We start from the raw sequence: 24,957 nt of genomic DNA, 5'->3' as shown, positions 1-24,957 counted from the left end.
CGTAAGAGCTCTACGGGGGTGCGTCAGACGTACTGCGCGGCGGCATAGGCGGACGCCCAGGCCCACTGAAAATTGAACCCGCCCAGGTGACCGGTAACGTCGAGCACTTCACCGATGAAATAAAGCCCCGCGGCCTTTTGCGATTCCATGGTTTTCGACGACACCTCACGGGTATCCACGCCGCCCAGCGTTACTTCCGCGGTGCGATAGCCCTCTGTCCCAGCGGGCACCAGTTGCCAATTCGCAAGCTTCTCCGCCACCTCTTCAAGCTCGCCCGGGTTGTACTGCTTCAGCGGCTTGGAAACGAACCAGTGCTCGGCCAGAAGCCCTGCCATCTTGCGGGTGAACAGCTCGCCCAGGAGCGTCTTCAGCTCGGTGTTGGGCCGCTCGCGTCGCTGTTCGTCGAGCCAGTCTATGAGATTCAGGTGTGGTAGCAGGTTGATCTCGATGGTGTCGCCTGGTTGCCAATACGACGACACCTGCAGAATCGCCGGCCCGGAAAGACCGCGATGGGTGAACAGAATATTTTCACGAAAGCTCTGGCCGTTGCAGCTGACCAGGCAGCCTTCCACCGAAGTGCCGGAAAGCGCGTCGCACATACCCTTCAGCTGCGGCTCGGTGATGGTGAACGGCACCAGGCCGGCACGGGTCGGCAGCACGTTGTGGCCGAACTGTCGCGCAATCTGATAGCCGAAGCCACTGGCACCGAGCGTCGGAATCGACAGCCCGCCGGTGGCGATGACCAGTGATTGGCAGGCGAGCTCGCCGGCGTCGCTCTGCAGCTGATAGCCACTTTCAATTCGCTCCACGGACTGCACGGCGATACTCAGCCGCATGTCGACCCCGGCCTGCTGACACTCCTCGAGCAGCATGCCGAGGATGTCGCTGGCCTTGTGATCACAGAACAGCTGGCCGAGCTTCTTCTCGTGATAGGGCACGCCGTGGCGGCTGACCATCTCGATGAAATCCCACTGGGTATAACGAGCCAGGGCGGATTTGCAGAAGTGCGGATTGGCGGAGAGGAAGTTGGCCGGCTCGGTGTACATATTGGTGAAATTGCAGCGCCCGCCACCAGACATGAGAATCTTTTTGCCCGCCTTGTTGGCATGGTCGAGTAGCAGCACCCGGCGACCCCGCGCCGCCGCGGTGAAGGCACACATCAACCCTGCCGCGCCGGCGCCGATTACCACCACATCCGTCTGCAACACCGCTCACCTCGGTCAGGCCTGAAAACGCGGCATGGTACCCCGCCGCAGCGGCGGATGCAGCGCTCTTCGGCGGTCGGCATGGATCGCTCCGGACTGTTTTTCGACGCACGCCGAGTAGGGCATACGGGTTTGCATGGCTGACTGCCTGGGACCGTATAGTTGCCTCAGGGCAAGGGGGAGGAGGGCTGGCGAACCAGGTGACTGGCCATACTGCGCAGCGGCGCCAGTTGACGGCAGATCAGGCCCAACTGCGTCTGCAGCAGGCGATGCGTATCGTCCATCTCTTCGGATGTCTGTTCGAGTTGCTGCGCCAGGGTTTCTTCGTCCTCGCTGTAAACCGCCACCGGCTGGTTGTTTTGCAAGGCCGCCGCCAGTTCATCAAGGCCGCCCGCCAGGCGTTGCGCGGCGCTTTCCAGCAGATCGTCACGGGCGTCGTCGGGCAGGCTCTCGCGATGTGCGCCCAGCCCCGACAGGTAATTGAGTAGCGTGTGCGAGAGGATCAGAAAGCGGAAGCCGGTCTCGGCGTCCTTTCGGAAGTGGCCCGGTTCCAACAGCATGTTCGACAGCGTGGTCGACAGCGCGGCATCGGCGTTGTGGGCGTTGCGTCGGGCCAAACGGTAGGCCAGATCGTCGCGCTTGCCGCTCTCGTACTGGCGCATGATCTGACGCAGATAATCCGCGTTGCGGCTAAGGGTGTTGGCGACCACCTGGTTGAGGCGGCGGCCCTGCCAGTCCGGAAGGATTAGAAAGACCGCGGCTGCGGCGATCAGGCTACCCAACAGGGTGTCGACCAGGCGCGGCCAGATCAGCCCGTAGCCGTCGCCGACCTGGTTGAAGCAGAACAGCACCAGCAGGGTGATCGCCGCCGTCGCCAGGGTGTAGCGGCTGCTTCGTGTGGCAAAGAACACCACCCCGGCGACCACGGCGAACAGCGCCTGGATCTGCTGACTCGGAAACAGATCGAACAGCGCCCAGCCCACCACCAGCCCTAGCACGGTGCCGGTCACCCGCTGCACCAGCTTGATCCGGGTCGCGCCGTAGTTCGGCTGGCAGACGAATACCGTGGTCAGCAGTACCCAGTAACCCTGTTCCGGATGAATCGCATGCAGCACGGCGTAGCCGCACACCAGCGCCAGGCTCATGCGCAGGGCGTGGCGAAACAGCAACGAGGTGGGTGTCAGTTGCAGGCGGATACGTGCGAAGGCGTCGCGTATCGATTGCGGATCGCGGTCCAGCAGGCTGCTGTCTTGCTCGCCCTCAAGTGCGTCCGGGTTGCTGGCGCTGGCGAGCTGGCGCTGCATGGTCGACAGGTTGCCCGACAGAGCGCGCAATGAACGCAGCAATCCGCGCCAGGCCGGGTTGCTTTGCATCCGCAGGTGCTCCAGCGACGACTCGAGATCGGCTAGCGCCTGCCCATTGGCTTCGCTGTAGCGAAAGGGTTGGCGCAGCTGTATCGCGTTGGCTAGCTCGGCGCAGGCCACACCCTGCAGCCGCAACAGTCGGCCGCAGCGAAACAGTACGTCGCTGTGGAAGAACGCCTCGGCCAACGCCTGATAGGGGTAATGCGAGGAGCTGACGCGTTCGTGCAGGTCTTGAGCGAGGAAATAGAGCTTGAGGTAATGACTGATTTTCACGCCCGGCCGCCCATTGCCGAGTCGGTGCAGCAGGGTTTCCTTGGTGGCATTGAGCGCGCTGACCACGCGGCCGTTCTGTTGCGCCAGCTGCAGGCGGCGCTCTTCCACATCGAGCTGACGCACCGGCTCGAACAGCGAGGCCTTGAGTTTGAAGTACCGGCCCAGCTCCCGATACAGCCTGGCCAGGCTCTGCTGCACGGGTTGGTGCGAAAACAGCGCATTCCAGAGCACAGACAACAGTCCGTACCAGGTTGCCCCGGCCAGCAGCAAGAACGGGTCGCGCCAGGGATGGAGCGCCTCGCCGCCGCGCTGATCGGCGGCGATCATGCTGTAAATGGATAGGATCAGCGTGGCTTGGGCAATGGTCGCGTATCGCTCGCCCAGCGCGCCAAGCATGACCAGGCCGAACGCGGCGGCAGCCATGCCGAGGGCGAACAGCCACGGGTAGGGGAACAGCAATTGCACCGAAGCCGTCGCGATGCTGAAACACAGCAGGGTGACCAGCAGTGCCGAGAGCCGTCCGAGCCAGCTGTCGTCTGTTTCCGCCAAGGCGCTGGCGATTACCCCGAGAAACAGCGGGATGGCCAGGGTCGGCTGCTCGAGAGACCAGCTAAGCCCCATGCTGCCAGCCAGCGCGATCAATACGCGAAGGCTGTAGCCGAACTTCTCCAGGGCCCAGAGGCGGCGCAAGGAATGGCTGAGCGATGGTGAACGCATGGGGCAGTCGGGCCTGGCTATGGAAAGGGGGTTGGGCGCTTGTGGCGTGCAGACGTCACGGCTTGCGTTGCAAAGCTTATACCGTCCGTCCGTCCCGTATCACCGGAACGCCATCGCTTGGTCATCGTTCCGCCGTAATCGTCTGGCTTCATTCCATGCGCCCCTCCCCATTCCGATAAAAGAGGACACCGCATGAACCGTGAACATGATGCCAGCCGCCGCAACCTGCTCAAAGGCAGTGCCATCGCCGCCGTGGTCGCCACGACACCTTTCCTCGGCACGCTGCAAGCCTTTGCCGCACGCAACGCTCAGGGTCGCGGTGCGGGCTTGGTTCGTAGCAGCTACGGTCCGCTGCGCCCAACCAAAGACCTGAGTACGGGTCTGGAGCTGTTGCAGTTGCCAGACGGCTTCCAATACAGGAGTTTCTCCTGGACCGGCGACCTGATGGTAAATGGCCAACCGGTCCCCGCGTCCCACGATGGCATGGGCGTCATTGATGTGCGTCGCGGTCCGAATGGCCCGGAAATCGTGCTGGTGCGCAACCATGAAGCCGGTACCGGTAGCCTGATCGAAGCCAACGGCATCTATGACGACGTCACCCTCGCCAACGGCCAGCGTCCGGCCGGGGGCACCACCAACCTATACGTGTCGCGGGACATCGAACAGCCGGTACGGACCCTGCCCAGCCTGGGTGGTACGCGTACCAACTGCGCGGGCGGCGTCACGCCGTGGGGCACCTGGTTGTCCTGCGAAGAAACCACCGCCGACTACCGCAGCGTCGGCGGCCGCGCCCACGGCTATGTCTTCGAAGTGACGGCAGACCCGGCGCTGACCACCGGCCAGCCGATCATTCAGATGGGGCGCTTCGCCCATGAAGCGGTAGCCGTCGACCCGCGCAACAGTTACGTCTACCTGACCGAGGATGCGCGCAACCAGGCCGGTTACTACCGCTACATACCGACCGATGCCAGCCAGCAACCGGGCTCGCTCGCCGTGGGTGGAATCCTGCAGGCGGCACGGGTACGCAACCGCGCGCTGATCGACCTGCATGCGCCGAGCCAGGGCGACAGCTATCAGCTGGAATGGGTCGAGGTGTCGAATCCTGATCTCGATCCGCAGCCCGAGGGCAGTGGACCCTTTGCCCAGGCCCGTCAGGCGGGAGGTCTGAGCATGAGCCGTGGCGAAGGTATTTGGTACAGCGAAGGCAAGCTGTTCATCGTCGACACCAGCGCCGGTACCGACAGCCAGGGACGTGCCGGTTACGGTCGCGGCGCGGTATGGATGCACGATTTGGCAACCGACCGGCTGACTTGCATCTTCGCCTCCACCGACGCCGAGATCGCCAACAACCCGGACAACATCACCGTCAGCCCGCGCGGGGGCCTGTTGCTTTGCGAGGACGGCGGCGGTGTACAGGATATGTACGGTTTCGGCGAACGTCTGTTGGGGCTGACCACGGCGGGCGAAGCCTATATTTTCGCCAAGAACAACGTGGTGTTCGACGACATACAGGCTGCGGCAGTCGGAAAGAAAGTGTCCGGCGGCGACTACCGCAACCGTGAGTTCTGTGGCGCCTGTTTCGACCCGAGCGGGCATTTTCTCTTCGTCAATATCCAGACCCCGGGCATCACCTTCGCCATCTGGGGTCCCTGGGCGCGTGGGTCGTTGTAGAAGCAGCTGGAAGCCTGAAGCTGGAATCCGGAAGTAAAGCCTTGGGCTTGTGGGGTGGGTGTCGCGCCTTAAGTACACCGTGGCCGCGATTGGTGGATCGGTGAAGCGTGATCCACCCTACGTCAGCTTCGTAGGATGGGTGCAACCCATCAAAGCCGGGCGGTGGAGCCGAACGAAACCCCGCGCACCCGCGCGAAATTCCGCTTTGGCTTCCATCCGGTCTTACAGCTGCCTAACCTTCAACGACCGCCCTTTGATCTTCCCGGCATTCAAGCGGTTGAGCGCCTGTCTGGCGACATCGCGCTCGACCGCGACGAATGCCTGGAAATCGAAGATCGCGATCTTGCCAACCTGCGTGCCCGGAATTCCCGCATCGCCGGTGAGCGCACCAAGAATATCGCCGGGGCGCAATTTGTCCTTGCGGCCTGCGCCGATGCAGAGTGTCACCATTGGCGGCTGCAGTGGTCCGCCCGACTGCGCTTTCAGATCGCTCAACGGTTGCCAATTAAGCGGCGCTTTCTGACGTTCCTCGATGGCCCGGGCGCGGTGGGCTTCGGCGGGAGCGACCAGGCTGATGGCAATCCCCTTCTTGCCGGCGCGCCCGGTACGCCCGACTCGGTGGACGTGAATCTCCGAATCACGCGCCAGCTCGACGTTGATCACCATGTCCAGCGCATCGATATCCAGGCCACGGGCGGCAACATCGGTCGCCACCAGTACCGACAGGCTGCGGTTGGCGAACATCGCCAGGACCTGATCGCGATCGCGTTGCTCCAGATCGCCATTGAGCGCCATGGCGGAAATACCCTTGGCGCTGAGCTGGTCGACCAGCTCCTGGCACTGTTGTTTGGTGAAGCAGAACGCGACGCAGGTTTCGGGGCGGAAGCTGGCGAGGATGCGAACCACGGCATTCATTCGATCTTCCGGATCGATCTCGTAGAAGCGCTGTTCGATCTGCGTGTCGTCATGCAGCGCTTCGACTTTCACTTGTTGCGGGTCGCGCATGAACGTCGCCGAAAGCTGCTTGATGCCAGCCGGGTAGGTGGCGGAGAACAACAGCGTCTGACGCTTGCTCGGGGTCTGCCCGATGATCTCGGCGATGGCATCGTAGAAGCCCATGTCGAGCATGCGATCGGCTTCATCGAGCACCAGCGTGTTGAGACCGTCGAGTTTAAGCGTGCCCTTTTTCAGGTGTTCCTGAATACGTCCGGGCGTGCCGACGATGACGTGCGCGCCGTGTTCCAGCGAGCCGATCTGCGGGCCGATGGAGACGCCGCCGCAGAGGGTGAGGATCTTGATGTTGTCCGCCGAGCGTGCCAGTCGGCGCAGCTCCTTGGCGACCTGATCGGCCAACTCACGGGTCGGACATAGCACCAGTGCCTGGCAGCCGAAATAGCGGGGATTGAGCGGCTCGAGCAACGCGATGCCGAAGGCGGCGGTCTTGCCGCTGCCGGTCTTGGCCTGTGCGATCAGGTCCATCCCCTTGAGCATCACTGGCAGACTCTGCGCCTGGATCGGCGTCATGTCGGTGTAGCCGAGGGCGTCGAGGTTGGCCAGCGTCGCGGGGCTGAGGGGCAGGGTGGCGAAGGCTGAACTGGGCACGGTAATGATCTGCAAGGGAAGGTGGCGCGCAGTCTAACAGGCCTGTGCGGTCGTCGCGTGGCCGGAACGGATACAGCCGAAGCGAGTCCCAAAGGAAGTCAATGGATACTCCCAGGAGGCTGTTTTGTCCCGTTTGTTGTTGCTGCTCAGTGCGCTATCCCTTCCCGCCATTGCCGCAGAGCCGACGCTCTTCGGCCGCTATGAACAGATCAAGGTCGAGGATCTCGGCAAGACGCTCAAGGCCAAGATGGACACCGGCGCGATGACCGCCTCGTTGTCGGCTCGGGACATCGAGCGTTTCGAACGTGAAGGCGAAGACTGGGTGCGCTTCCGCCTAGCCATCGAAGGCGCCGGCGATACCCTCTATGAGCGGCCACTGGCACGCATTGCCGAGATCAAGACTCGGGCAGAGGAGGCGGCGAACACCGACGACGATACCGATCTTGAGCGTGGGCCGGATGTCGCCGAGCGACCGGTGGTCGAGATGCAGCTATGCATCGGTGATCAACTGCATGACGCCGAGGTGAACCTTACCGACCGCAGCCATTTTCGTTACCCCCTGCTGATCGGCGCCACGGCGATCCGCGATCTCGAAGCCGCCATCGATCCTGCGCAGAAATACACCGCGGGTCGCCCTGCTTGCTGAGGCAAGGCTGCCGGGACATAGCAAAGCTACGGTATCGGTAGGCTTTGTGCCGGCAGCTCCGCTCTGGCCTGCCTGGTGGGTGTTATATCCGCCTCTGTTCGAATCCTGCGCAGACATCACCTGCAGCCCGACCACCGAGTCGGGCTGTTTTGCTTCTGATCCCGTGTGGCGGTCTTTGCCAAATGATTGAGAGCGGTAGTACAACGTGGCGGCTTACGCAAAAGAAAGTGTAGGCGCGAGGGAAATGTGCGACGCACTTCATCTAACAGGGAGTTTATCCGGGAAGCAGTAAATATTTTCCGCGTAGCTTCTATATCTATATTGCAATTAGCTGTTGGTTTTATGTCCGTCTCGTTAATGGGTATATCAGTAACAAATGATCACTGGGTTTTGTTTGTGCTCGGAATTGATTCAACGGCAGAGATACGGGCAATGATTTGCCCTGTTTGTAAGTGCGATGAGTTGGTTGCATCCGTGGACTAGCGACTCGCATGGTTTCGAAAATGGCCGTTCATTTTGAAGGGCTATTGTCGATGTCCTCTCTGCCACGTTCGCCGACAGTGCGACGCGCCCCGGCATCAGGGCTCATCAGATGCACGCTGCCAACCTGATTTTTCATTCTGAAGGGCGTCCGGGAGACAGCATATACCGGCCATTTAGGCGTTCGTCAGACTAAAGTCGGGGCTTTCTTTCCGTAACGCTTCCTTGCTAGATTCACGCTGTGGTTTCCTTTACCCGTAATAACAATAAGACGGAGAACGTCATGGCCGACGCCGATAAAGAAAATGCTGCTGCGTACTGGAAGGCGAACGTTCGCCTCATAACATGGAGCCTTGTGGTCTGGGCTCTCGTCTCATATGGCTTTGCTATCCTCTTGCGCCCATTGTTGTCCGGTATCCCGGTCGGCGGAACAGATCTGGGGTTCTGGTTCGCCCAACAAGGTTCCATCATTACGTTCATTTTGATCATCTTCCACTACGCGTGGCGGCTGAACAAACTGGACAAGGAATTCGGGGTCGAGGAGTAAGCCACAATGAGCCAATATTGGATAAATATGTTGTTTGTGGGCGCATCCTTCCTGCTGTACATAGGGATTGCGGTGTGGGCCCGAGCTGGATCGACCAAAGAGTTCTACGTAGCTGGCGGTGGCGTCCATCCCGTAACTAACGGTATGGCAACTGCAGCTGACTGGATGTCTGCGGCGTCTTTCATTTCGATGGCGGGTATCATTGCATCCGGTGGTTACGCGACTTCGGTTTACCTGATGGGCTGGACCGGCGGTTACGTGTTGCTCGCGATGCTGCTGGCGCCCTATCTGCGTAAATTTGGCAAATTCACCGTACCTGACTTCATCGGTGATCGTTTCTACAGCCGAGGCGCGCGCCTGGTTGCGGTTATCTGCCTGATTCTGATTTCGGTCACCTACGTGATCGGCCAGATGTCCGGTGCTGGTGTTGCTTTCTCCCGATTCCTCGAAGTGAGCAACGACGTTGGTATCTGGCTCGCTGCCGCGATCGTGTTCGCCTATGCGGTATTTGGCGGCATGAAGGGCATCACCTATACCCAGGTGGCGCAATACGTGGTGCTGATCATCGCCTACACCATCCCGGCCGTGTTCATCGCCTTCCAGTTGACCGGTAACCCCATTCCGATGCTCGGTATGTTCGGTACCCACGTCGAATCCGGTATGCCGCTGCTGGACAAGCTGGATACTGTCGTTCAGGACCTGGGCTTCGCTGCTTACACTGCTGATGTCGACAACAAGCTGAACATGTTCCTGTTCACCCTGTCGCTGATGATCGGTACTGCTGGTCTGCCGCACGTCATCATTCGCTTCTTCACCGTACCGAAAGTAGCTGACGCTCGCTGGTCGGCTGGCTGGACCCTGGTTTTCATCGCGCTGCTGTACCTGACCGCTCCGGCCGTTGCGTCCATGGCTCGTCTGAACCTGGTCAACACCATCTATCCGGAAGGTCCGCAGGCGGAAGCGATTCTCCATGCAGAGCGTCCGGCCTGGATGCAGACCTGGGAAGAAACCGGTCTGATCCAATTTGAAGACAAGAACAATGATGGCCGCATCCAGATGTACAACGACACCAACGCTGCCTTTGCTCCTACTGCGCAAGAGCGTGGTTGGAACGGCAACGAGCTGGTCGTCAACAATGACATCATCGTTCTGGCCAACCCGGAAATCGCCAACCTGCCTGGCTGGGTTGTAGGTCTGATCGCGGCGGGCGGTATTGCGGCAGCGCTGTCGACAGCTGCAGGTCTGCTGCTGGCTATCTCCTCGGCGATTAGTCATGACCTGATCAAAACGATCATCAATCCGAAGATCAGCGAGAAGAGCGAGATGCTGGCTGCTCGTCTTTCCATGACGGGTGCGATTCTCGTGGCTACCTGGCTGGGGCTGAATCCACCAGGCTTTGCGGCACAGGTGGTGGCACTGGCGTTCGGTCTGGCAGCATCGAGTTTGTTCCCGGCGCTGATGATGGGGATCTTCTCCAAGCGTGTGAACAGCAAGGGTGCGGTCGCGGGCATGCTGGTTGGTCTGGTGAGCACCAGCGTCTACATCTTCCTGTATCTGGGCTGGTTCTTCATTCCAGGCACTGCGTCGTTCGCCAATACGCCTGCAGAGTGGATGTTCGGCATTTCCCCGCAAGCCTTCGGTGCTATCGGTGCGATGCTCAACTTTGCAGTGGCCTACGCGGTATCGATGGCTACCGAGGCACCGCCGCAGGCGATTCAGGATCTGGTCGAAAGTGTTCGTACTCCGAAAGGTGCGGGCGCTGCGCTTGATCACTAATTCGTCCAGAAGTTGGGTTTAGAATCTGACCCATGGGTGAAACAAGTCGGGCTTCCATTTGGAAGCCCGACTTTTTTAAGGAAGATTCATATGATCTGGCATCTAATCGCTGCAATCGTCGCCGCAGTGGCGGGTGCGGGGGTCGCGCTGTTGTTGCGCAGCCTGACCCGTAAGCGGCTACCGAAGTGGATCATCCCGGCATTTGCCGGTCTGGGCATGCTCGGCTACACCATCCATTACGAATACACCTGGTTCGACACCAAGCAAGCGCGTCTACCGCAGGGCTCCGTTGTGGTATCGAGCGAAGAGGGTGAGATGTTCTGGCGCCCCTGGACCATCAAGTTTCCGATGCCACTGGTCTATACGGTACTCGATGGCGCGAGCGCGCAGATCGAAGAGACCAGCAAGGGTCCCGTCGCTCGTTTCACCCTGTATCGCTTTGAAAAGCATCATCTGATGTCCACGGTGAAAAGCGCAAATTACCAGGCGCTTTGCACCGAGAAGGTGATGTTCCGGCTGAACGAGGAAGGTCAGGCGAAGTTTGAAACCATGACCGAACTGGACGTGGCTGCGCCGCTTTATCAGGCCGTTTGCACAGCCGATCACTCCTGATCACTCCATGCCAGCGATGCCGCCTGCGATGGCGGTCAGGGCTGCTGGCGCTGGTTGATCCTTTCGCTACCGGCTCGGCTTCCGCGGCCGGGGTAGCAGGGGCCACAGCCCCAGCCCCGCCTGCGCGCCCAACCCGAGCCAGGCCAAGGTATCCCACCAGCCATCACCCAACAGCGCGGCGAACAATCCGGCCATGCCGAGCAGGGCGATCAGGCTGGGCAGCAGAAACGTCGATTGGCGCCAGCTCATGCCATCACCTCGCGCGTCGATGTGGCGCCGCGACGTCGTACCCACCATAGATAGAGCCCGCTGCTGAGCACGATGATCGTCAGCACGTCCAGCACCGCCCAGAGAATCTGCATCGGCCGCCCGCCGTAATCGCCGAAGTGCAGCGGCGAGGACAGCGACAGCGCATCCATGTACCAGGGGCGGCTGCCGGCAGCTGTGATGTCGAGCGTTTGCGCATCGATCAGCACCGGTGTGAGCAGATGTGAGGTCAGATGGCTGCTGCCGTTCATGAACACCGTGTAATGATGCTCGCTTGAAAAACGCGTACCGGGAAATGCAATGAAATCCGGCTGCATGCCTGGTGCTGCCTGAGCGGCGATTTTCAGCAACTGACTGGCCGGTGCGCGTTCCGTCAACGGCGGGGCATCCCGGTAGGGCTCGAGCATCGCGCTCAGGGATTCGGCACGCCAAGCCTCGATCAGCAGGTCCGCACAGGCGCTGACCACACCGGTGATGCCCACCACCAAGGCCCAACTGAGCGTGACGACGCCGATCAGGTTGTGCAAATCCAGCCAGCGGGTACGGCTGGCTCGTTCATGCCGCACTTGAGCAAATTCCAGTCGCCGCATGAACGGCGCGTAGAGCACCACTCCGGAAATGATGGCGACGACGAACAGCAATCCCATGAAAGCCAAAAGCAGCTTGCCGGGAAGCCCAGCGAACATGTCCACGTGCATGCGCAAGAAGAACATCATCAGCCCGCCATTGGCCGCCGGCATTTCCAGCGCTTCGCCGGTGCGCGCATCGAGCATGAAGGTATAGGACGAATTCGGCTCGGTGCCGGCGGTCGCCGCCATGATGGCGACCACACCGGACGGCTCGTCTGCTTCCCAGCCCAGGTACTGGACCACCTCTTGCGGTCGATGCCGTTCGGCTGCTGCGACCAACTGCTGCAGATCCAGGTGCGGGGTGTCGGCAGGCATCTCACGCAGCTCGGGCGCCTCGCCAAGCAGGTGCTCCAGCTCGTGGTGAAAGATCAGCGGTAGCCCGGTAATGGCAAGCATCAGCAGGAACAGCGTGCAGATCAGGCTGGTCCAGGTGTGGACGAAGGACCAGCGACGGATGGTGGTGGTCCGCATTAGAACTCCAGCTGCGCCGACAGCTTGAGGGTGCGTGGTGCTCCAATGTAATGGCTACTCAGCCAGTATTCCTCGTCGGTCAGGTTGCTCAGGTTGGCACGCAGAGTGAGGGCACGTTCATCCGCCAAGGCCATGCGATAGCGACCGCCCAGGTCGAATGTGGTGAACGAGGGGATGGTATTGTCGTTGGCCTCGTCGGTGTATTGCTTGCCGGTGTAGAAGGCGCCACCGGTGAGCGTCAGCCCGGGTACGCCGAAGATCGCGTATTCGCCGTACAGCTTGGCCAGGTGCCTCGCCACGTCGACCGGGCGATTGCCGTCGTTGGCAGCGTTCGCCGCGCCTTCTACCACCGGATCGAGCAAAGTGACGCCGCCTACCAGCGTCAGTGCTGGGGTAACGTTGCCCGTTACGCTGAACTCCAGGCCCTTATTGTTCTGCATGCCATCCTGAACGAAAAAATTGGCTGCATTGGTGTAGGTGTTGGGCTTCTCGATGTCGAACAGCGCAACGGTGTACAGGGCGCCGCCGAGCTCGGCTTTCGCACCGATTTCGTACTGCTCGCTTACGATCGGCGCCAGTGCCTGGCCGGCGTTGTTCGAGCCGCTCGGCGCCACGCCGCCCGTCTGCAGACCTTCGATGTAGGTCACGTACGTAGTCAGCCACTCGACTGGCTTGTAGACGAGCGAGACGTTGGGCGAGGTTTTAGTTTCGCTGTAGTCCTCAATTTCCGGCTCGCTGCCGAACGCTTCGACCCAGACGAAGTTGTCGCTGAAGGTCTTGATGCGCGAGTGCGTCACGCCGAGGATCGTCGACCATTGTTCGTTGAATGTGATGACGTCGCCGATCAGTACGCTGTCGGACTGGGTGCGGCTGGCCAGATGGTAGTCGCCGTCGCCCAGGTCGTAGGCGGGCTTGGCGACTTGCGGAGATTTGTCGAAGGAAGCCGCGCCGCACAGTACATCTACATATTGCGGCCCATTACCAGTACTGCCGCAGAACGTGCCTGCGGCATAAGGGATGTAATCGGTGTTATAGCGAACTCGGGCGGTGTTCCCTTGGTAACCGAAGGTCATCTCATGGCCGATGCCCACGGTATCGAAAACCGCATCGAGGAAAAGGTTACCGGAGGTCTCTTCGGTTTCCACCGGGGCGAAGGCGTAGAGCGGCTGGACGTACACGCCGGCCGAGTTCACGGTCGGCCCCGTATAGGCGTATTCGGTCGTGTACTGGCTGTAGCCCAGCGCGCCGCGCAGGCTGAACACGTCGCTCAGGCGCCACTGGAAGCGGCTGCCGACACGGTCGTGGCGGCTGTCGTTGTAGGCCCAGCGTTGGCTATAGAGCTCGTCGTTCTCCAAGTCGTCGGCATCAGGCCGGAATGCTTGATCGGCGAAGTACCAGTAGCTGGTGAGGCCCCGCGTCTCGCTCTGCTTGTGCGAGGCGTCGAACTGGATGAGCAAGTCGTCGCTGACGTTCCAGTCCAGTGCGACGCTGGCCATGTGACGGCGTTCGACCTGTCCGTCAATGGCGGTTTCACCGTCCTGGGCGAGCAGGTTGACGCGGTAGGCGAAGCGACCTTCGCTGTCGATCGGTCCGCCGAAGTCGCCGTGCAGGTACTGGTTCTCGCCGCCAGGGGTGCCGTAGGTCACGCTGTTGTAGCGCTCGGCAGTGGGGCGCTTGAGCACGTAGTTGACCAGTCCGCCGGGGCTGGCCGGACCATATAGGAAGCCGGACAGACCGCTGAGGATTTCCAGCCGCTCCATTTCCTCGATGAAGTTGCCGCCATCGTAGCCGTTACTGAAGCGCAGGCCATCATTGGCAATGCTCAGGTTGCCGACGCCGCTGAAGCCGCGAATGGCTACCGCGCTGGCGTAACCGGCGCTGGTCGGGGAGGTGAACTGCGTGGTCGGGCTGAGCTTGAAGATGTCGTCGCTGGAGGTGGCCTGGATGTTATCCATCAGCTCCGAGGAAATCACTGTCACCGAATAGGGAGCATCCTGGAGTGCCATTGCGCCCAGCGCGCCGACGTTTCGCACGGCGCTGGCACGATAGCCGCTTTCTTCGCCGCCCTCAGCCAACGCCTCGGTTGCCGTCACGGTGACATCCGGCAGTGCCATCGCCTCGGTTGCTGCCTGCTGCAAACTGAAGCTGCCCGAAGGGTCCTGACGAAGTTCGAGTCCGCTGCCGCGCAAGGCTCGCTGTAGCGCACCCTGGCCATCGAAGCGGCCTTGTACCGGCTCGGCCATGCGGTCGCGGGTCAACGCCGGATCGATGCTGAGCACCAGTCCCGCTTCGGCGGCGATACGATTGAGGGTCGAGGCCAGAGGTGCGGCGGGCAGAGAGTACTCGCGAACATCGCCAACAACCGCTTCGCCGTTGGCCGCCTGGGCCAGTAGTGGCAGTGGTGCGACGGCAATAGCAACGGCCAGGAGGCTGGGACGGAACAGTGAAAGCGATGGCATTTGTGAATAACTCCCGAATAGGAATATGTCTCAGTTATTCATCAGGCCGGATCAGAAATGAAAAGTGATAGGGGCAGCTGAAAATATTTTCATAGGGGCCTGCAGCGCCGTTGTGGTGGGCGCCGTCGCTACTTGCCCGGGGGGCTGGCGGGTTGCGCCGGAACCACCTTGACCCACCAATCGGTGTGCCGCTCGATCCGCACAGGTAGGCTGGGCGGCAGGGCCGCCAGCGCGCGGTCGGTGTCATTCAGCGGAAAGCTGCCGCTGATGCGCAGGGATTCGAGGCTCGGGTCAAGGCCGAGGTACCCACGGCGGTACTCACCGAGTGTCGCCAGCAGATCGCCCAATGGCAGGTCTTCCACCACGAGCATGCCCCGGCTCCAGGCGTCTGCGGCGATCGGTGCTTCCTGATTGTCGTCAAGATGGTCACGATGCATCACTACCTGCTCGCCAGCCCGCACGGTACGACCCGCCTGGAGGCTGTCCGGAAGCGCGGCCACGGCGGATCGGAGTACGATCAGGCGGGTTGCATCACCCTCTTGCCGAACGATGAATCGCGTGCCGAGCGCGCGCAGATCACCTTGTTCAGTTTCGACGATAAAGGGTCTCGGGTCGCTGCCCGGTGCGGTTTCGACAAGCACTTCACCGCGGTGCAGAAACAGTCTGCGTTCTTGCTCATCGAAGCGAATATCCAGCGCGCTGCGGCTGTTCAGCTGGATATGGCTACGGTCGGCCAGCATGAGGCTCCGTTGCTCGCCGCTGCCGGTGCGCTCGTCGGCCAGCCACACCGGCAAGGGCTGCGACTGCAGCGCCAGTCCTATACCCAGCGTGCTGAACAAGGCCAGCCCGAGAAAGGCGCGGCCGGTGGCTCGCCGTCGCTGGGACGTCGCGCTGATCTGCAGTGCATGTCGCGCGCTCGGGGAATTGATACTGCCCAGTTGCTGGTCGATGCCGCCCAGCTGCGCCCAGGCTTTGGCATGCTCGGCGCTATCGCTCAGCCAGCGTTGGAGCTCGGCATTGACCTGGGGGCCGGCCGTTTCGTCACCGAGGCGCAGCTGCCAGGCGATGGCTTCATTGAGCACGCGGGCCGATACCGGTTGACGGTCCATGTTCATGTAGGCTCGCCGTAAACCGCGATGTAGCACTGGCGCAGGGCCTGGGCCAGGTACTGACGCACGCGAGGGACCGAAACGCCGAGACGCTGGGCGATCTCGCCGTGCGTCATGCCATCCAGGCGGTTATAGAAGAAGGCGGCTCGCGCATTCGCCGAGAGCTGGCCAAGCAGCTCGTTTACCTCGCGCAGCGCTTCGATGACTTGAAGTTGCTCTTCGGCGCTGGGTTGCGTGTCTTCCGGTTGAAGCGCCAGTTCATCGAGGTAGGCGCGTTCCAGTGCGCTGCGGCGGAATTGATCGATCAGCAGGCCGCGGGCAATTGTCGCCAGCAACGCCCGCGGTTCGCGCACGCCGTTCAGGTCATTGCGCCTGAGCAAACGCAAAAAGGTGTCCTGGCTCAGATCCTCGGCGCGGTGCGGGCAGGCCTGATAGCGCCGCAGCCAATTGAGCAGCCAGTCGCGATGGTCGCGATACAGCGAACCCACGAAGAGTTGGTTGGACGACTCACCAGCCGACAAGGCGAAGCTCCAAGGCCGAAATGGCCGCTAACGAGAACTATTCGCATGATCGCAAGTTGCCGTCATAGGTGCAATGACAGATTGTCGGCATGCGGTGGGCGAAGTTGGGCGCTGTGGGTGCTTACCGCCGACATCACAGACGCGCACGCTGGCGCTGTCGCCAGTTGGCCAAGCGTAGGTTCAACGCGGCGAGGTTATCCACACCTTGGCGGCGCGCCTTGCTGAAGAGGATCAAGGCCAGTTCGGCGGTGACCAGTGCATCGGCGCTGGCGTGATGACGCTGCAGCACCTGCAGACCGAAATGGCTGCACCACTCGTTCAGGCCATTCTCCCGTGGCCGGTTGTCGGGGCAGAGCATCGGCGCGAGCTCGGCCACGTCGATAAATGGATGGCGCAGCTTGTAGCCGAGCGCCTGTCGCAGGGCGCGGGCCAGCATGCGCTGGTCGAATACCGCGTGGTACGCCAGGATCGGACTATCACCAACGAACTCCATGAAATCCAGCAGCGCGTCGACCGGATCATCGCCAGCCTCCAGTTCGCTGGGGGCTATGCCATGGATCAGCACGCTTTCGCTGATCTTCTGCGCCGGCCGCAGCAGGGTCGACTGGAACTGATCGCCCAGGTCGATGGCGCCGTCCTCGATCACCACCGCGCCGATGGACAGGACGATGTCGCGGCGCATATCCAGGCCACTGGTTTCCAGGTCCAGCACCACCAGGCGCTGCTCGCGGAGCGGACAGGTGCCGAGTGCCGCCGGCTCGGGCAGCTGATCGCGTCGTTGCAGTTGTTCCAGGCCGAGGATCGGGCCTCGTAGTTTGAACCAGGGCATATTCATAACTGATAACGCAGGGCCAGGCTGCTCTGCAGGCGCTGGGCCTGACGGAAGGATTCGCGCAAGATGCGTCGATCCAGGTGGTTGAGGCTATCCGGGTCGAGCCGGTTGGAATAGGGCTGTCCGTCGCGTGCCTGCTGCTGGTGCTGCTGCATGCGCGTCTGCTGGATGAAATGGTAGGCCTCTTCATAGGCCGCACCATCCTTTGCGTCGATGACGTCCTTTTCGACCAGTTGGCGCAGCCGGTCGAGGGTATTGCAGGTGGCGATGCCGTGACTCAGCGCGAGTAGGCGTGCACCGTCGACGAAGGGTGTCAGGCCCTGCACCTTGAGATCCAGGGTCGGCTTGCCCTCGCCCTTGCGGGTCACCACGAAATCGCGGAAGCGACCCACTGGCGGTCGGTGGCGCAAGGCGTTGTCGGCGAGCATGCGCTGGAACAGGCGGTTCTCGCCGATTTCCTCGAGCAAGTCGTGACGCAACTGCTCGTAACCTTCACACGGCCCCCAGATAGCCCGCAGGTCGAAATAGATGGTGCTGCTGAGTAGGTTCTCCGGCGTTGACTCGCGAATGAACGAACTGAAGCGGCGTTGCCATTCCTGCCTCGAGAGGCACAGCTGGGGGTTGCTGGCCATGATGTTGCCCTTGCACAGGGTAAAGCCGCAGGTGTCCAGGTCCTGGTTGATACGCTCGGCCAGCGGTAGAAGGCGTCCGCGGATATGTGCAGCCTCGGCGGCGTCGGCGGCTTCGAACAGAATGCCGTTGTCCTGATCGGTGTGAAGTGTTTGCTCTCTGCGCCCTTCGCTGCCGAAACACAGCCAGGTGAACGGGACGCCGGGATCGCCGAGCGCGTCGATGGCCAGTTCGATGACGCGGCAGACCGAGTGATCATTGAGCAGCGTGATGATGTGGGTGATCTGCGTCGAGGAGGCGCCGTGCGCCAGCATGTTGTCGACCAGTGGCAGGATGCGGCTGCGGATGATCACCAGCGTCTCGACGCTGTCGGCGTGGGAGATCGCCTGGGCCAGATGGACCAAATCGACCCGCTGCAGGGAGAACAGGTCACGCTCGGAAATCACGCCGCGCAGCGTACCGTTCTCGACAATGCAAACGTGGGCGATATGCCGCTCGGTCATAGCGATCGCCGCGTCGAATGCGCTGGCGTCCGGCGGCAGATGGAAAGGGTTTGGCGTCATGAATCGGGAAATCGGCGCGGATAGCTCGGTGGTGCCGTTGGCGATCACGTGCCGGAGATCGCGCAAAGTGAAGATGCCTTGCGGATGCAGTGCCTCATCGGTGATCACGATGCTGCCGACGTTGCTGTCGTTCATCAGGCCGACCGCTTCGGGTAACGGCATGGAGGGCAGGCAGGAAACCGGATGGTGCAACGCCAGCTCGCCGATACGGGTATCCAACGAATACTGCGCGCCGAGGTTTTCCACCGCGCGCATCTGCGCCTGCTGGTTGACCAGGTCCAGCAGGCTGCTGACCCCGCGCATGGCGAAGTCGCGGAACGCGGCGGATTTGGACACCAGCTTGATGAACGCAGGCTTGTTCAACAGGAAACAGAAGGTGTCTTCCGCGGCGAAATGGCCGGTACGGGTGGCGCGCTCGCCCATCAGCGCCGCCATCGGAAAGCATTCGCCGACGATCACTTCGAACGTGGTCTCGGTGCCGCGCTTGCTGGTATGCGGACGCTGACCGTGCACACGCCCCTGCTTGACGATGTAGAAATGCTCGACGACGCCATCATCGGGCGAAATGATGCAGTCGCCCTCACTGTAAAAGCGCAGCTGACAGTTTTCGACCAGGTAGGCGAGATGGCCCGGCTCCATTTGATTGAATGGAGGAAACTTTCGCAGAAACTCCATGGTTCCATGGATGTTCTGCATGACGGCGGTCTTGCCTGCCTCGGCGAAAGCATCGGCTTTGCTCATGGTTTTTGCGTCCATTTTTTGCGCCCAATGGTGGGCTGCAGGTCCGAAGGGGCACATTGGACGTAAGTCTAGTCGCGGGCAAGGCGCTTTGAGCTGACAGGCATCAGCTGTATCAACTGGGTGTTGCCGATTCTGCAGGCAAAAAAAACCGCCTGGGAAGGCGGTTTTTTTGCTTCAAATTACGGCAGGGTGAACAGCACCTTGACCGAATCGTTGACCGCGGCGCTGTCGACATAGCCGATGGCGTCGGCTTCGGCGGCAATCTTGGCGATCATCGCGGCGTCGTCGGCGACGCTGCTCATTGGCTGGCCCTTGCCGGTGAACACCAGACCGGACCAGTAGGACTTCAGCTGCGATTCGTTCTTGCTGGTCACTGCGGTGTAGAAGCTCTCCTTGGCCGGCGTCCAGTTCTTGAGGTCGACGCCTTTCATGGACTTGTCCTTGCCCAGGAAGATATTGGCGACGTCGGACTGCGACGGGGCCTTGGCCGCGCCTGGGTTGACGATCACGGCGACTTCGGCCTGCACCATGGAGGCCATGCCGAGCAGCAGTGCGCTGCCAAGGATGCGAAGGGATACTTTCATCTGGACGCTCCTCAGAATACGAAGTCGACGCCGACGGAAACGATGTCGCCGTCGTAGTTGCGGGTCGGGGCAATCCCTACAGCGTTGTCGAAGACCTCTTGAGCGCTACGGGTGAACACCCCGTCATACCCGTTCTTGGTATCGACGCGCTTGTACTCGCCCTTGACTACCACGGTCGGCGCAGCTTGATAGTTCAGGCCCAGGGTCCAGGAGCTCTGACGGCCACCGTTGTCGTCCAGCTGTGCATAGGTCAGGTGCGGTAGGAAATCGCCGAAACGACGGCCGCCCATCAGGTAGAACGAGTCGATGGATTCCATGTCATCGTTCTCGATCATGCGCGAGGTCCACTCGTTGCTGCTGATCCAGGTGCCGTTGTCGTACTGGTAGCCGATCGAGGTGAACTTGCCTTTTTCTTTATCGAGGTTCAGGAGCGAAAGCGAACGGTTTGCGCCCAGGCCGATCGCGGTAGCGTCTACCGTGCCGCTGATATCGGTCTTGATATCCGCTTCGACGTAGCCGACACGCAGCGTGCCGAATTCATTGGTGGCCAGGCTCACGCTGGCGCCGAACAGGTTGCCGTAGTCGATATCGAACTGTTCGTCGTAGGCGTAGTAGTCACGATTCTTTGCCTGACCGCCAGCAACCTGGAAGGTCACCGATCCGTAGGAAAGCGGGACGGTGTAGACCGCATCGACACCTTCGTAGTTTGTCACCTGGACCTGGCTGTAGACCTCGTCGGGCAGGCGCAGCCAAGGGTAGCTGTAGCCAACGTCGAGGCTTTCGGAATACATGTAGACCGGGCTGCGCAGGCGGCCGGCGCGAAGCATCAGCTGATCGTTGGTCTGCCATGAGAGGTAGGCCCACTCGAGATTGGCTTTCCACTCATCCTGCTGCGCCTTGGCAGTGGCCTGAACGGTCACGCCGACGGTGTCGGTCACGCCGTAGCTCAGCTGCGCGCCAAACTTGGACAGCTGGTCGCCGCGCCAGGAATCGTTGGTCTGGCCTTGCACGCCATAGCTGCGGCCTTCGTCCTCGCCACCCAGGTGGGTGAAGCCGACGGTGCCGAAACCGTTGAAGCGGTGCTCGCCCTGTTCCAGGGCGAAGACAGGGGTGGTCGCGAGGCAGACGGCTGCCAGGCCGATAACACGTACTGCGGTCATCAGGTTGCTCCTAAAGCAATTTAAACGCGGAATTGGGCCGTGGCCGCACGCAGGTGATCGCCCGTGCTGACCAGTTGCTCGCCCAGACGGGCAGTAGCTTCGGCGCCGTTTGCGGTTGCTTGTGCGTCCTGCTGCAACACTTGGGTTTCTTGTTGGATGGAACTCGACAGGCCGATCTGTTCCTGGGTGAACTGGGCGATGCCGGCGTTGAGTTCGTCGATCTGGTTGACGGTGCACGCAATGGTCTCGAGCAGCTGGGTCGCCTCGACCGAGCGCTCGATGCTCGCGCGAGACTTCTCGCCATTGCTGGTCATCACGTTGAGCACGGTGTTGGCGCTGCTCTGCAGCCGCTGGATGATCTGCTGGATCTCCGCGGTGGACGCGGCAGTCTTTTGCGCCAGATTGCGTACCTCGTCGGCGACCACGGCAAAGCCACGACCCTGCTCGCCGGCGCGGGCGGCCTCGATGGCTGCGTTCAGCGCGAGCAGGTTGGTCTGTTCGGCGATGCTGCGGATTACGGTGAGTACCGAGCCGACTTCCTGGGTTTCTTCCTCCAGCTGTTCCATGGCCTTGACGGCGCCCATTACGCTGTCGCCCAAGTCGCTGATCCCGCTGGACAGGCTGCCAACGTGCTCGCGTGCGGTAGCAGCCTGGCGTGCGGCGGCGTTGGCTTCACCGGAGGCCTGCTGCGAACGCTGCGCCACTTCCTGGATGCTTCCGGTCATGGTGAGGATGTCGCGAGTGATCGAGTCGGTATGGTGTTGCTGCGACTTGGCGTTTTCTTCCGACCCTTGGGTCAGGTTGTACAGCTCCTTGGACACCTGGCCGAGCGGGCTGGCGGCTTCGATGATCTGGCGGATGGTGTGCTGCAGCTTGTCGAGAAATCCGTTGAATAGCTCAATCATGGCGCCGATTTCATCGTTCGACTCGACGTTCACACGCTGGGTCAGGTCGCCATCACCGCGGGCGATGGACTGCAGCGAGGCGATCACACCGCGTACGTTGGCCATCACGCTGCGAATTACCAACCAGGCACCGAGGCTGACCACCACGATGAGCACGAGGGACAGGATGATGCCCAGGCGCGTGGTGTTTTCGTTGGCTTCGCGGGTCCTGGCGAGGGTCTGCTGGAAATCACCATAGGCACCCGCGCGGAACTCGGTAGCCTGCTTCTGCGCTTGGGCCAGATCACTGGCCATGCGGTCCAGACTCGGCCGGAGGTCATCGAACGAGGCGCTGCCGTCGATCAACTTAGCCGAGGCGTCGAGGGCATTGTCCGCATAAGCTTTGACGGCGTTGCGCCAGCCGTCGAGTGCCTGGCGTTGTTGCGGCTGGCTGGCCAGAAGGGTAGCCAAAGCCTGTTGCTGTGAGTCGATCTCACGCAGCACCTGGCGCGCTTCGTCAAGAGTGCCCAGCTCGCCGGCCGCCACGGCGTTATTCAACAGGCCGGGAATACGCGAGAATTGAAAAATCACCACGTCGGCCTTTTCAAGTGTCGGGTAGCTTTGCGTCTCGATGGTGACCAATCGCGAATCCGTCGCGGAAAGCTGCAGCCAGGTGTAGCCGACATACAAAACCAGCCCGAACAGGGCAACGGCAGGAACCAATGACAGCTTGGCGGTAAGCGAAAAGTTTTTGAACATGCATCGACTCCACGGCGGGCGGCGGATACTACGAGACAGCACGTAATAGCGGAATGCCATCTATCTGAAATATTGTGACTAGAAATGGCATTCGGGTCACGTTATCGGTTGTCGCAGCCTGAACTTGAGCGCCGTCTGGCGGAATCAGGACATAAAAAAACCGCCCCGGAGGGCGGTTCTTCGCAACTGCTGCGGTTACAGGCCGTTCTTGGCCTTGAACTCGCGACGGCGGCGGTGCAGGACCGGCTCGGTATAGCCGTTGGGCTGCTTGGTGCCTTCGAGCACCAGTTCCAGCGCGGCCTGGAAGCCGACGTTGTTGTCGAAGTCCGGGGCCAGGGGGCGGTAGGTCGGATCCCCGGCGTTTTGGCGATCCACCACCGGTGCCATGCGCTTGAGGCTTTCGACGACCTGCTCCTCGGTCACCACGCCATGACGCAGCCAGTTGGCCATGTGCTGGCTGGAGATGCGCAGGGTGGCGCGGTCTTCCATCAGTGCGATGTCGTTGATGTCCGGCACCTTCGAGCAACCGACGCCGGCGTCGATCCAGCGGACCACGTAGCCGAGGATGCCCTGCGCGTTGTTGTCCAGTTCGTTGCGCTTTTCCTCGTCGCTCCAGTTGGTGTGCTGTGCCAGCGGGATGGTGAGGATGTCATCGACCGAGGCTTTTTCGCGCTTGGCCAGCTCAGCCTGACGAGCGAACACGTCGACCTTGTGGTAGTGCATGGCGTGCAGCGTCGCGGCGGTAGGCGAGGGGACCCAGGCGGTGTTGGCGCCGGCCATGGGATGACCGATCTTCTGCTCGAGCATGCTCGCCATCAGGTCGGGCATGGCCCACATGCCCTTGCCGATCTGCGCCTTGCCCTGCAGACCGCACGCCAGGCCGACGTCGACGTTGTTGTTTTCGTAGGAGCCGATCCACTTCTCAGTCTTCATCGCCGCCTTGCGAACCACAGGGCCAGCTTCCATGGAGGTGTGAATTTCGTCGCCGGTGCGGTCGAGGAAGCCGGTGTTGATGAACACCACACGCTCGCGCGCTTCCTTGATGCAGGCCTTGAGGTTGACCGTGGTGCGGCGTTCCTCGTCCATGATGCCGACCTTCAGGGTATTACGCGGCAGGCCGAGGACGTCTTCGACGCGACCGAACAGCTCGGTGGCGAAGGCCACTTCTTCCGGGCCGTGCATCTTCGGTTTGACGATGTACATCGAGCCGGTACGGCTGTTCGCGCGAGTGGTGTTGCCCTTGAGGTTGTGCATCGCGGCCAGGCTAGTGAACAGGCCGTCCATGATGCCTTCGGGCACTTCGTTGCCGTCCTTGTCGAGGATGGCGTCGTTGGTCATCAGGTGGCCGACGTTGCGGATGAACAGCAGGGAGCGGCCATGCAGGGTCAGCTCGCCGTTGCCATCGGCCTGGGTGTAGACGCGGTCCGGGTTCATGGCGCGCGTGATGCGCTTGCCACCCTTGTCCAGCTCCTCGACCAGGTCGCCTTTCATCAGGCCGAGCCAGTTACGGTAGACGAGGGTCTTGTCGTCGGCGTCGACCGCGGCGATGGAGTCTTCGCAGTCCATGATGGTGGTCAGCGCCGATTCCATCAGCACGTCTTTGACACCGGCCGCGTCGGTCTGGCCGATGGGGCTTGCCGGGTCGATCTGGATTTCGAAGTGGATGCCGTTGTGCTTGAGCAGCACGGCGATCGGTGCGTCGGCGGCGCCCTGGAAGCCACGCAGCTGGGCGGGATTCCGCAGACCGCTGGTATTTCCGTTCTTCAGCGCGACGACCAACTTGCCTGCTTCGATGCGGTAGCAGGTGGAGTCGGCGTGCGAGCCGCTTTCCAGCGGCGCGGCCTCATCTAGGAAGGCGCGAGCGTAGGCGATGACCTTGTTGCCGCGGATTTCGTTGTAGCCCGGACCCTTGGTGGCGCCGTCTTCTTCAGAAATCGCATCGGTGCCATAGAGCGCGTCGTACAGCGAGCCCCAGCGGGCGTTGGCCGCGTTCAGGGCGAAGCGCGCGTTCATGATCGGCACCACCAATTGCGGGCCGGCCATGCGGGCGATTTCTTCGTCGACGTTCTGTGTAGTGGCCTGGAAGTCTTCGGCTTCCGGCAGCAGGTAGCCGATGTCCTGCAGGAAGGCCTTGTAGGCCACCGGATCGTGGGCTTGACCGGCGCGGGCCTGGTGCCAGGCATCGATCTGCGCCTGCAGGTCGTCACGCTTGGCCAGCAGCGCGCGGTTCTTCGGCGCCAGGTCGTGGATGACGCTGGAGGCGCCGGCCCAGAAGGCATTGGCATCAACACCAGTACCGGGAATCGCTTCGTTGTTCACGAAGTCGTACAGGACTTTGGCGACCTGCAGGCCACCGACTTCAACGCGCTCAGTCATTACTCGCCTCACTTGGTTCTTCTTCAAATCCGTCGGACAGTTCTTCTTGTAGTCCGGGTCGGCGGATACTACATGAAGC

The 24,957-nt window shown here is 61.5% G+C and carries 19 protein-coding genes; 5 read left to right on the top strand and 14 right to left on the bottom strand.

Translation table 11 applies throughout. The annotated features are described in order from the left end of the window. Nucleotides 1-23: 23 nt before the first annotated feature. Both UF78_RS19920 and yccS read right to left on the bottom strand, forming a co-directional pair. A complete protein-coding gene (locus tag UF78_RS19920; RefSeq protein WP_080890667.1) occupies nucleotides 24-1,208 on the bottom strand; it encodes an NAD(P)/FAD-dependent oxidoreductase in 1,185 nt (394 codons plus the stop codon). 164 nt (nucleotides 1,209-1,372) lie between these two features. Further along, nucleotides 1,373-3,559 (bottom strand): YccS family putative transporter, encoded by a 2,187-nt coding sequence (gene yccS, locus UF78_RS19915; protein WP_045163948.1) that lies wholly within the window; start codon nucleotides 3,557-3,559, stop codon nucleotides 1,373-1,375. A gap of 192 nt (nucleotides 3,560-3,751) precedes the next feature. Here yccS and UF78_RS19910 point away from each other — a divergent pair, with 192 nt between their 5' ends. Further along, the gene (locus tag UF78_RS19910; RefSeq protein WP_045163947.1) at nucleotides 3,752-5,230 is read left to right on the top strand and encodes a PhoX family protein; all 1,479 of its coding nucleotides are present in this window, start codon (nucleotides 3,752-3,754) and stop codon (nucleotides 5,228-5,230) included. A 222-nt stretch (nucleotides 5,231-5,452) separates the two neighbouring features. On the opposite strand, the gene dbpA is transcribed toward UF78_RS19910, so the two are convergent. Further along, nucleotides 5,453-6,832, bottom strand: coding sequence for an ATP-dependent RNA helicase DbpA (dbpA, locus tag UF78_RS19905; RefSeq protein ID WP_045164370.1), 1,380 nt, complete (start codon nucleotides 6,830-6,832; stop codon nucleotides 5,453-5,455). A gap of 124 nt (nucleotides 6,833-6,956) precedes the next feature. Here dbpA and UF78_RS19900 point away from each other — a divergent pair, with 124 nt between their 5' ends. The 4 genes from UF78_RS19900 to UF78_RS19885 all read left to right on the top strand — a co-directional run bounded on the left by UF78_RS19900 (nucleotide 6,957) and on the right by UF78_RS19885 (nucleotide 10,893). Next, nucleotides 6,957-7,478 (top strand): ATP-dependent zinc protease, encoded by a 522-nt coding sequence (locus tag UF78_RS19900; RefSeq protein ID WP_045163946.1) that lies wholly within the window; start codon nucleotides 6,957-6,959, stop codon nucleotides 7,476-7,478. Nucleotides 7,479-8,241: 763 nt separating this feature from the next. Further along, nucleotides 8,242-8,505: a DUF4212 domain-containing protein gene (locus UF78_RS19895; RefSeq protein ID WP_045163945.1), complete on the top strand. Its 264-nt coding sequence runs from the start codon at nucleotides 8,242-8,244 to the stop codon at nucleotides 8,503-8,505. Between the two features lie 6 nt (nucleotides 8,506-8,511). Then, entirely contained in the window at nucleotides 8,512-10,281 is a 1,770-nt protein-coding gene (locus UF78_RS19890) for a sodium:solute symporter family protein (RefSeq protein ID WP_045163944.1), read from the top strand. Nucleotides 10,282-10,371: 90 nt separating this feature from the next. Further along, nucleotides 10,372-10,893 carry a hypothetical protein gene (locus UF78_RS19885; protein ID WP_045163943.1) on the top strand — a complete coding sequence of 174 codons (522 nt, stop codon included), beginning with the start codon at nucleotides 10,372-10,374 and terminating at the stop codon, nucleotides 10,891-10,893. Nucleotides 10,894-10,959: 66 nt separating this feature from the next. Here UF78_RS19885 and UF78_RS19880 read toward each other — a convergent pair whose 3' ends face one another. From UF78_RS19880 to UF78_RS19830, 11 genes are all read right to left on the bottom strand, one after another. Then, the gene (locus tag UF78_RS19880; RefSeq protein WP_045163942.1) at nucleotides 10,960-11,142 is read right to left on the bottom strand and encodes a hypothetical protein; all 183 of its coding nucleotides are present in this window, start codon (nucleotides 11,140-11,142) and stop codon (nucleotides 10,960-10,962) included. Further along, nucleotides 11,139-12,260, bottom strand: coding sequence for a PepSY-associated TM helix domain-containing protein (locus tag UF78_RS19875; RefSeq protein ID WP_045163941.1), 1,122 nt, complete (start codon nucleotides 12,258-12,260; stop codon nucleotides 11,139-11,141). The genes UF78_RS19880 and UF78_RS19875 overlap by 4 nt, the downstream gene beginning before the upstream one ends. Further along, on the bottom strand, nucleotides 12,260-14,719 hold the full coding sequence (locus UF78_RS19870; RefSeq protein ID WP_045163940.1) for a TonB-dependent receptor: 2,460 nt from the start codon (nucleotides 14,717-14,719) through the stop codon (nucleotides 12,260-12,262). The genes UF78_RS19875 and UF78_RS19870 overlap by 1 nt, the downstream gene beginning before the upstream one ends. A 128-nt stretch (nucleotides 14,720-14,847) precedes the next feature. Further along, nucleotides 14,848-15,828 (bottom strand): FecR domain-containing protein, encoded by a 981-nt coding sequence (locus UF78_RS19865; protein WP_045164369.1) that lies wholly within the window; start codon nucleotides 15,826-15,828, stop codon nucleotides 14,848-14,850. 2 nt (nucleotides 15,829-15,830) lie between these two features. Beyond that, entirely contained in the window at nucleotides 15,831-16,349 is a 519-nt protein-coding gene (locus UF78_RS19860; RefSeq protein ID WP_045163939.1) for an RNA polymerase sigma factor, read from the bottom strand. Between the two features lie 133 nt (nucleotides 16,350-16,482). Beyond that, nucleotides 16,483-17,184, bottom strand: coding sequence for a 3'-5' exonuclease (locus UF78_RS19855; protein ID WP_045163938.1), 702 nt, complete (start codon nucleotides 17,182-17,184; stop codon nucleotides 16,483-16,485). Beyond that, a complete protein-coding gene (locus tag UF78_RS19850) occupies nucleotides 17,181-19,115 on the bottom strand; it encodes a putative nucleotidyltransferase substrate binding domain-containing protein (protein ID WP_045163937.1) in 1,935 nt (644 codons plus the stop codon). Before UF78_RS19850 ends, UF78_RS19855 begins: the two co-directional genes overlap by 4 nt. A 179-nt stretch (nucleotides 19,116-19,294) precedes the next feature. Beyond that, a complete protein-coding gene (locus UF78_RS19845) occupies nucleotides 19,295-19,699 on the bottom strand; it encodes a phosphate ABC transporter substrate-binding protein (RefSeq protein WP_045163936.1) in 405 nt (134 codons plus the stop codon). 11 nt (nucleotides 19,700-19,710) lie between these two features. Continuing rightward, on the bottom strand, nucleotides 19,711-20,859 hold the full coding sequence (locus tag UF78_RS19840; RefSeq protein ID WP_045163935.1) for a hypothetical protein: 1,149 nt from the start codon (nucleotides 20,857-20,859) through the stop codon (nucleotides 19,711-19,713). 20 nt (nucleotides 20,860-20,879) lie between these two features. Next, the gene (locus UF78_RS19835) at nucleotides 20,880-22,502 is read right to left on the bottom strand and encodes a methyl-accepting chemotaxis protein (protein WP_045163934.1); all 1,623 of its coding nucleotides are present in this window, start codon (nucleotides 22,500-22,502) and stop codon (nucleotides 20,880-20,882) included. A 195-nt stretch (nucleotides 22,503-22,697) separates the two neighbouring features. After that, a complete protein-coding gene (locus tag UF78_RS19830) occupies nucleotides 22,698-24,878 on the bottom strand; it encodes a malate synthase G (protein WP_045163933.1) in 2,181 nt (726 codons plus the stop codon). Nucleotides 24,879-24,957 lie beyond the last annotated feature (79 nt).

It is taken from the genome of Stutzerimonas stutzeri, assembly GCF_000952685.1.
Taxonomy (GTDB): domain Bacteria; phylum Pseudomonadota; class Gammaproteobacteria; order Pseudomonadales; family Pseudomonadaceae; genus Stutzerimonas; species Stutzerimonas stutzeri_E.
This window is presented reverse-complemented; position numbering and strand designations above follow the sequence as displayed.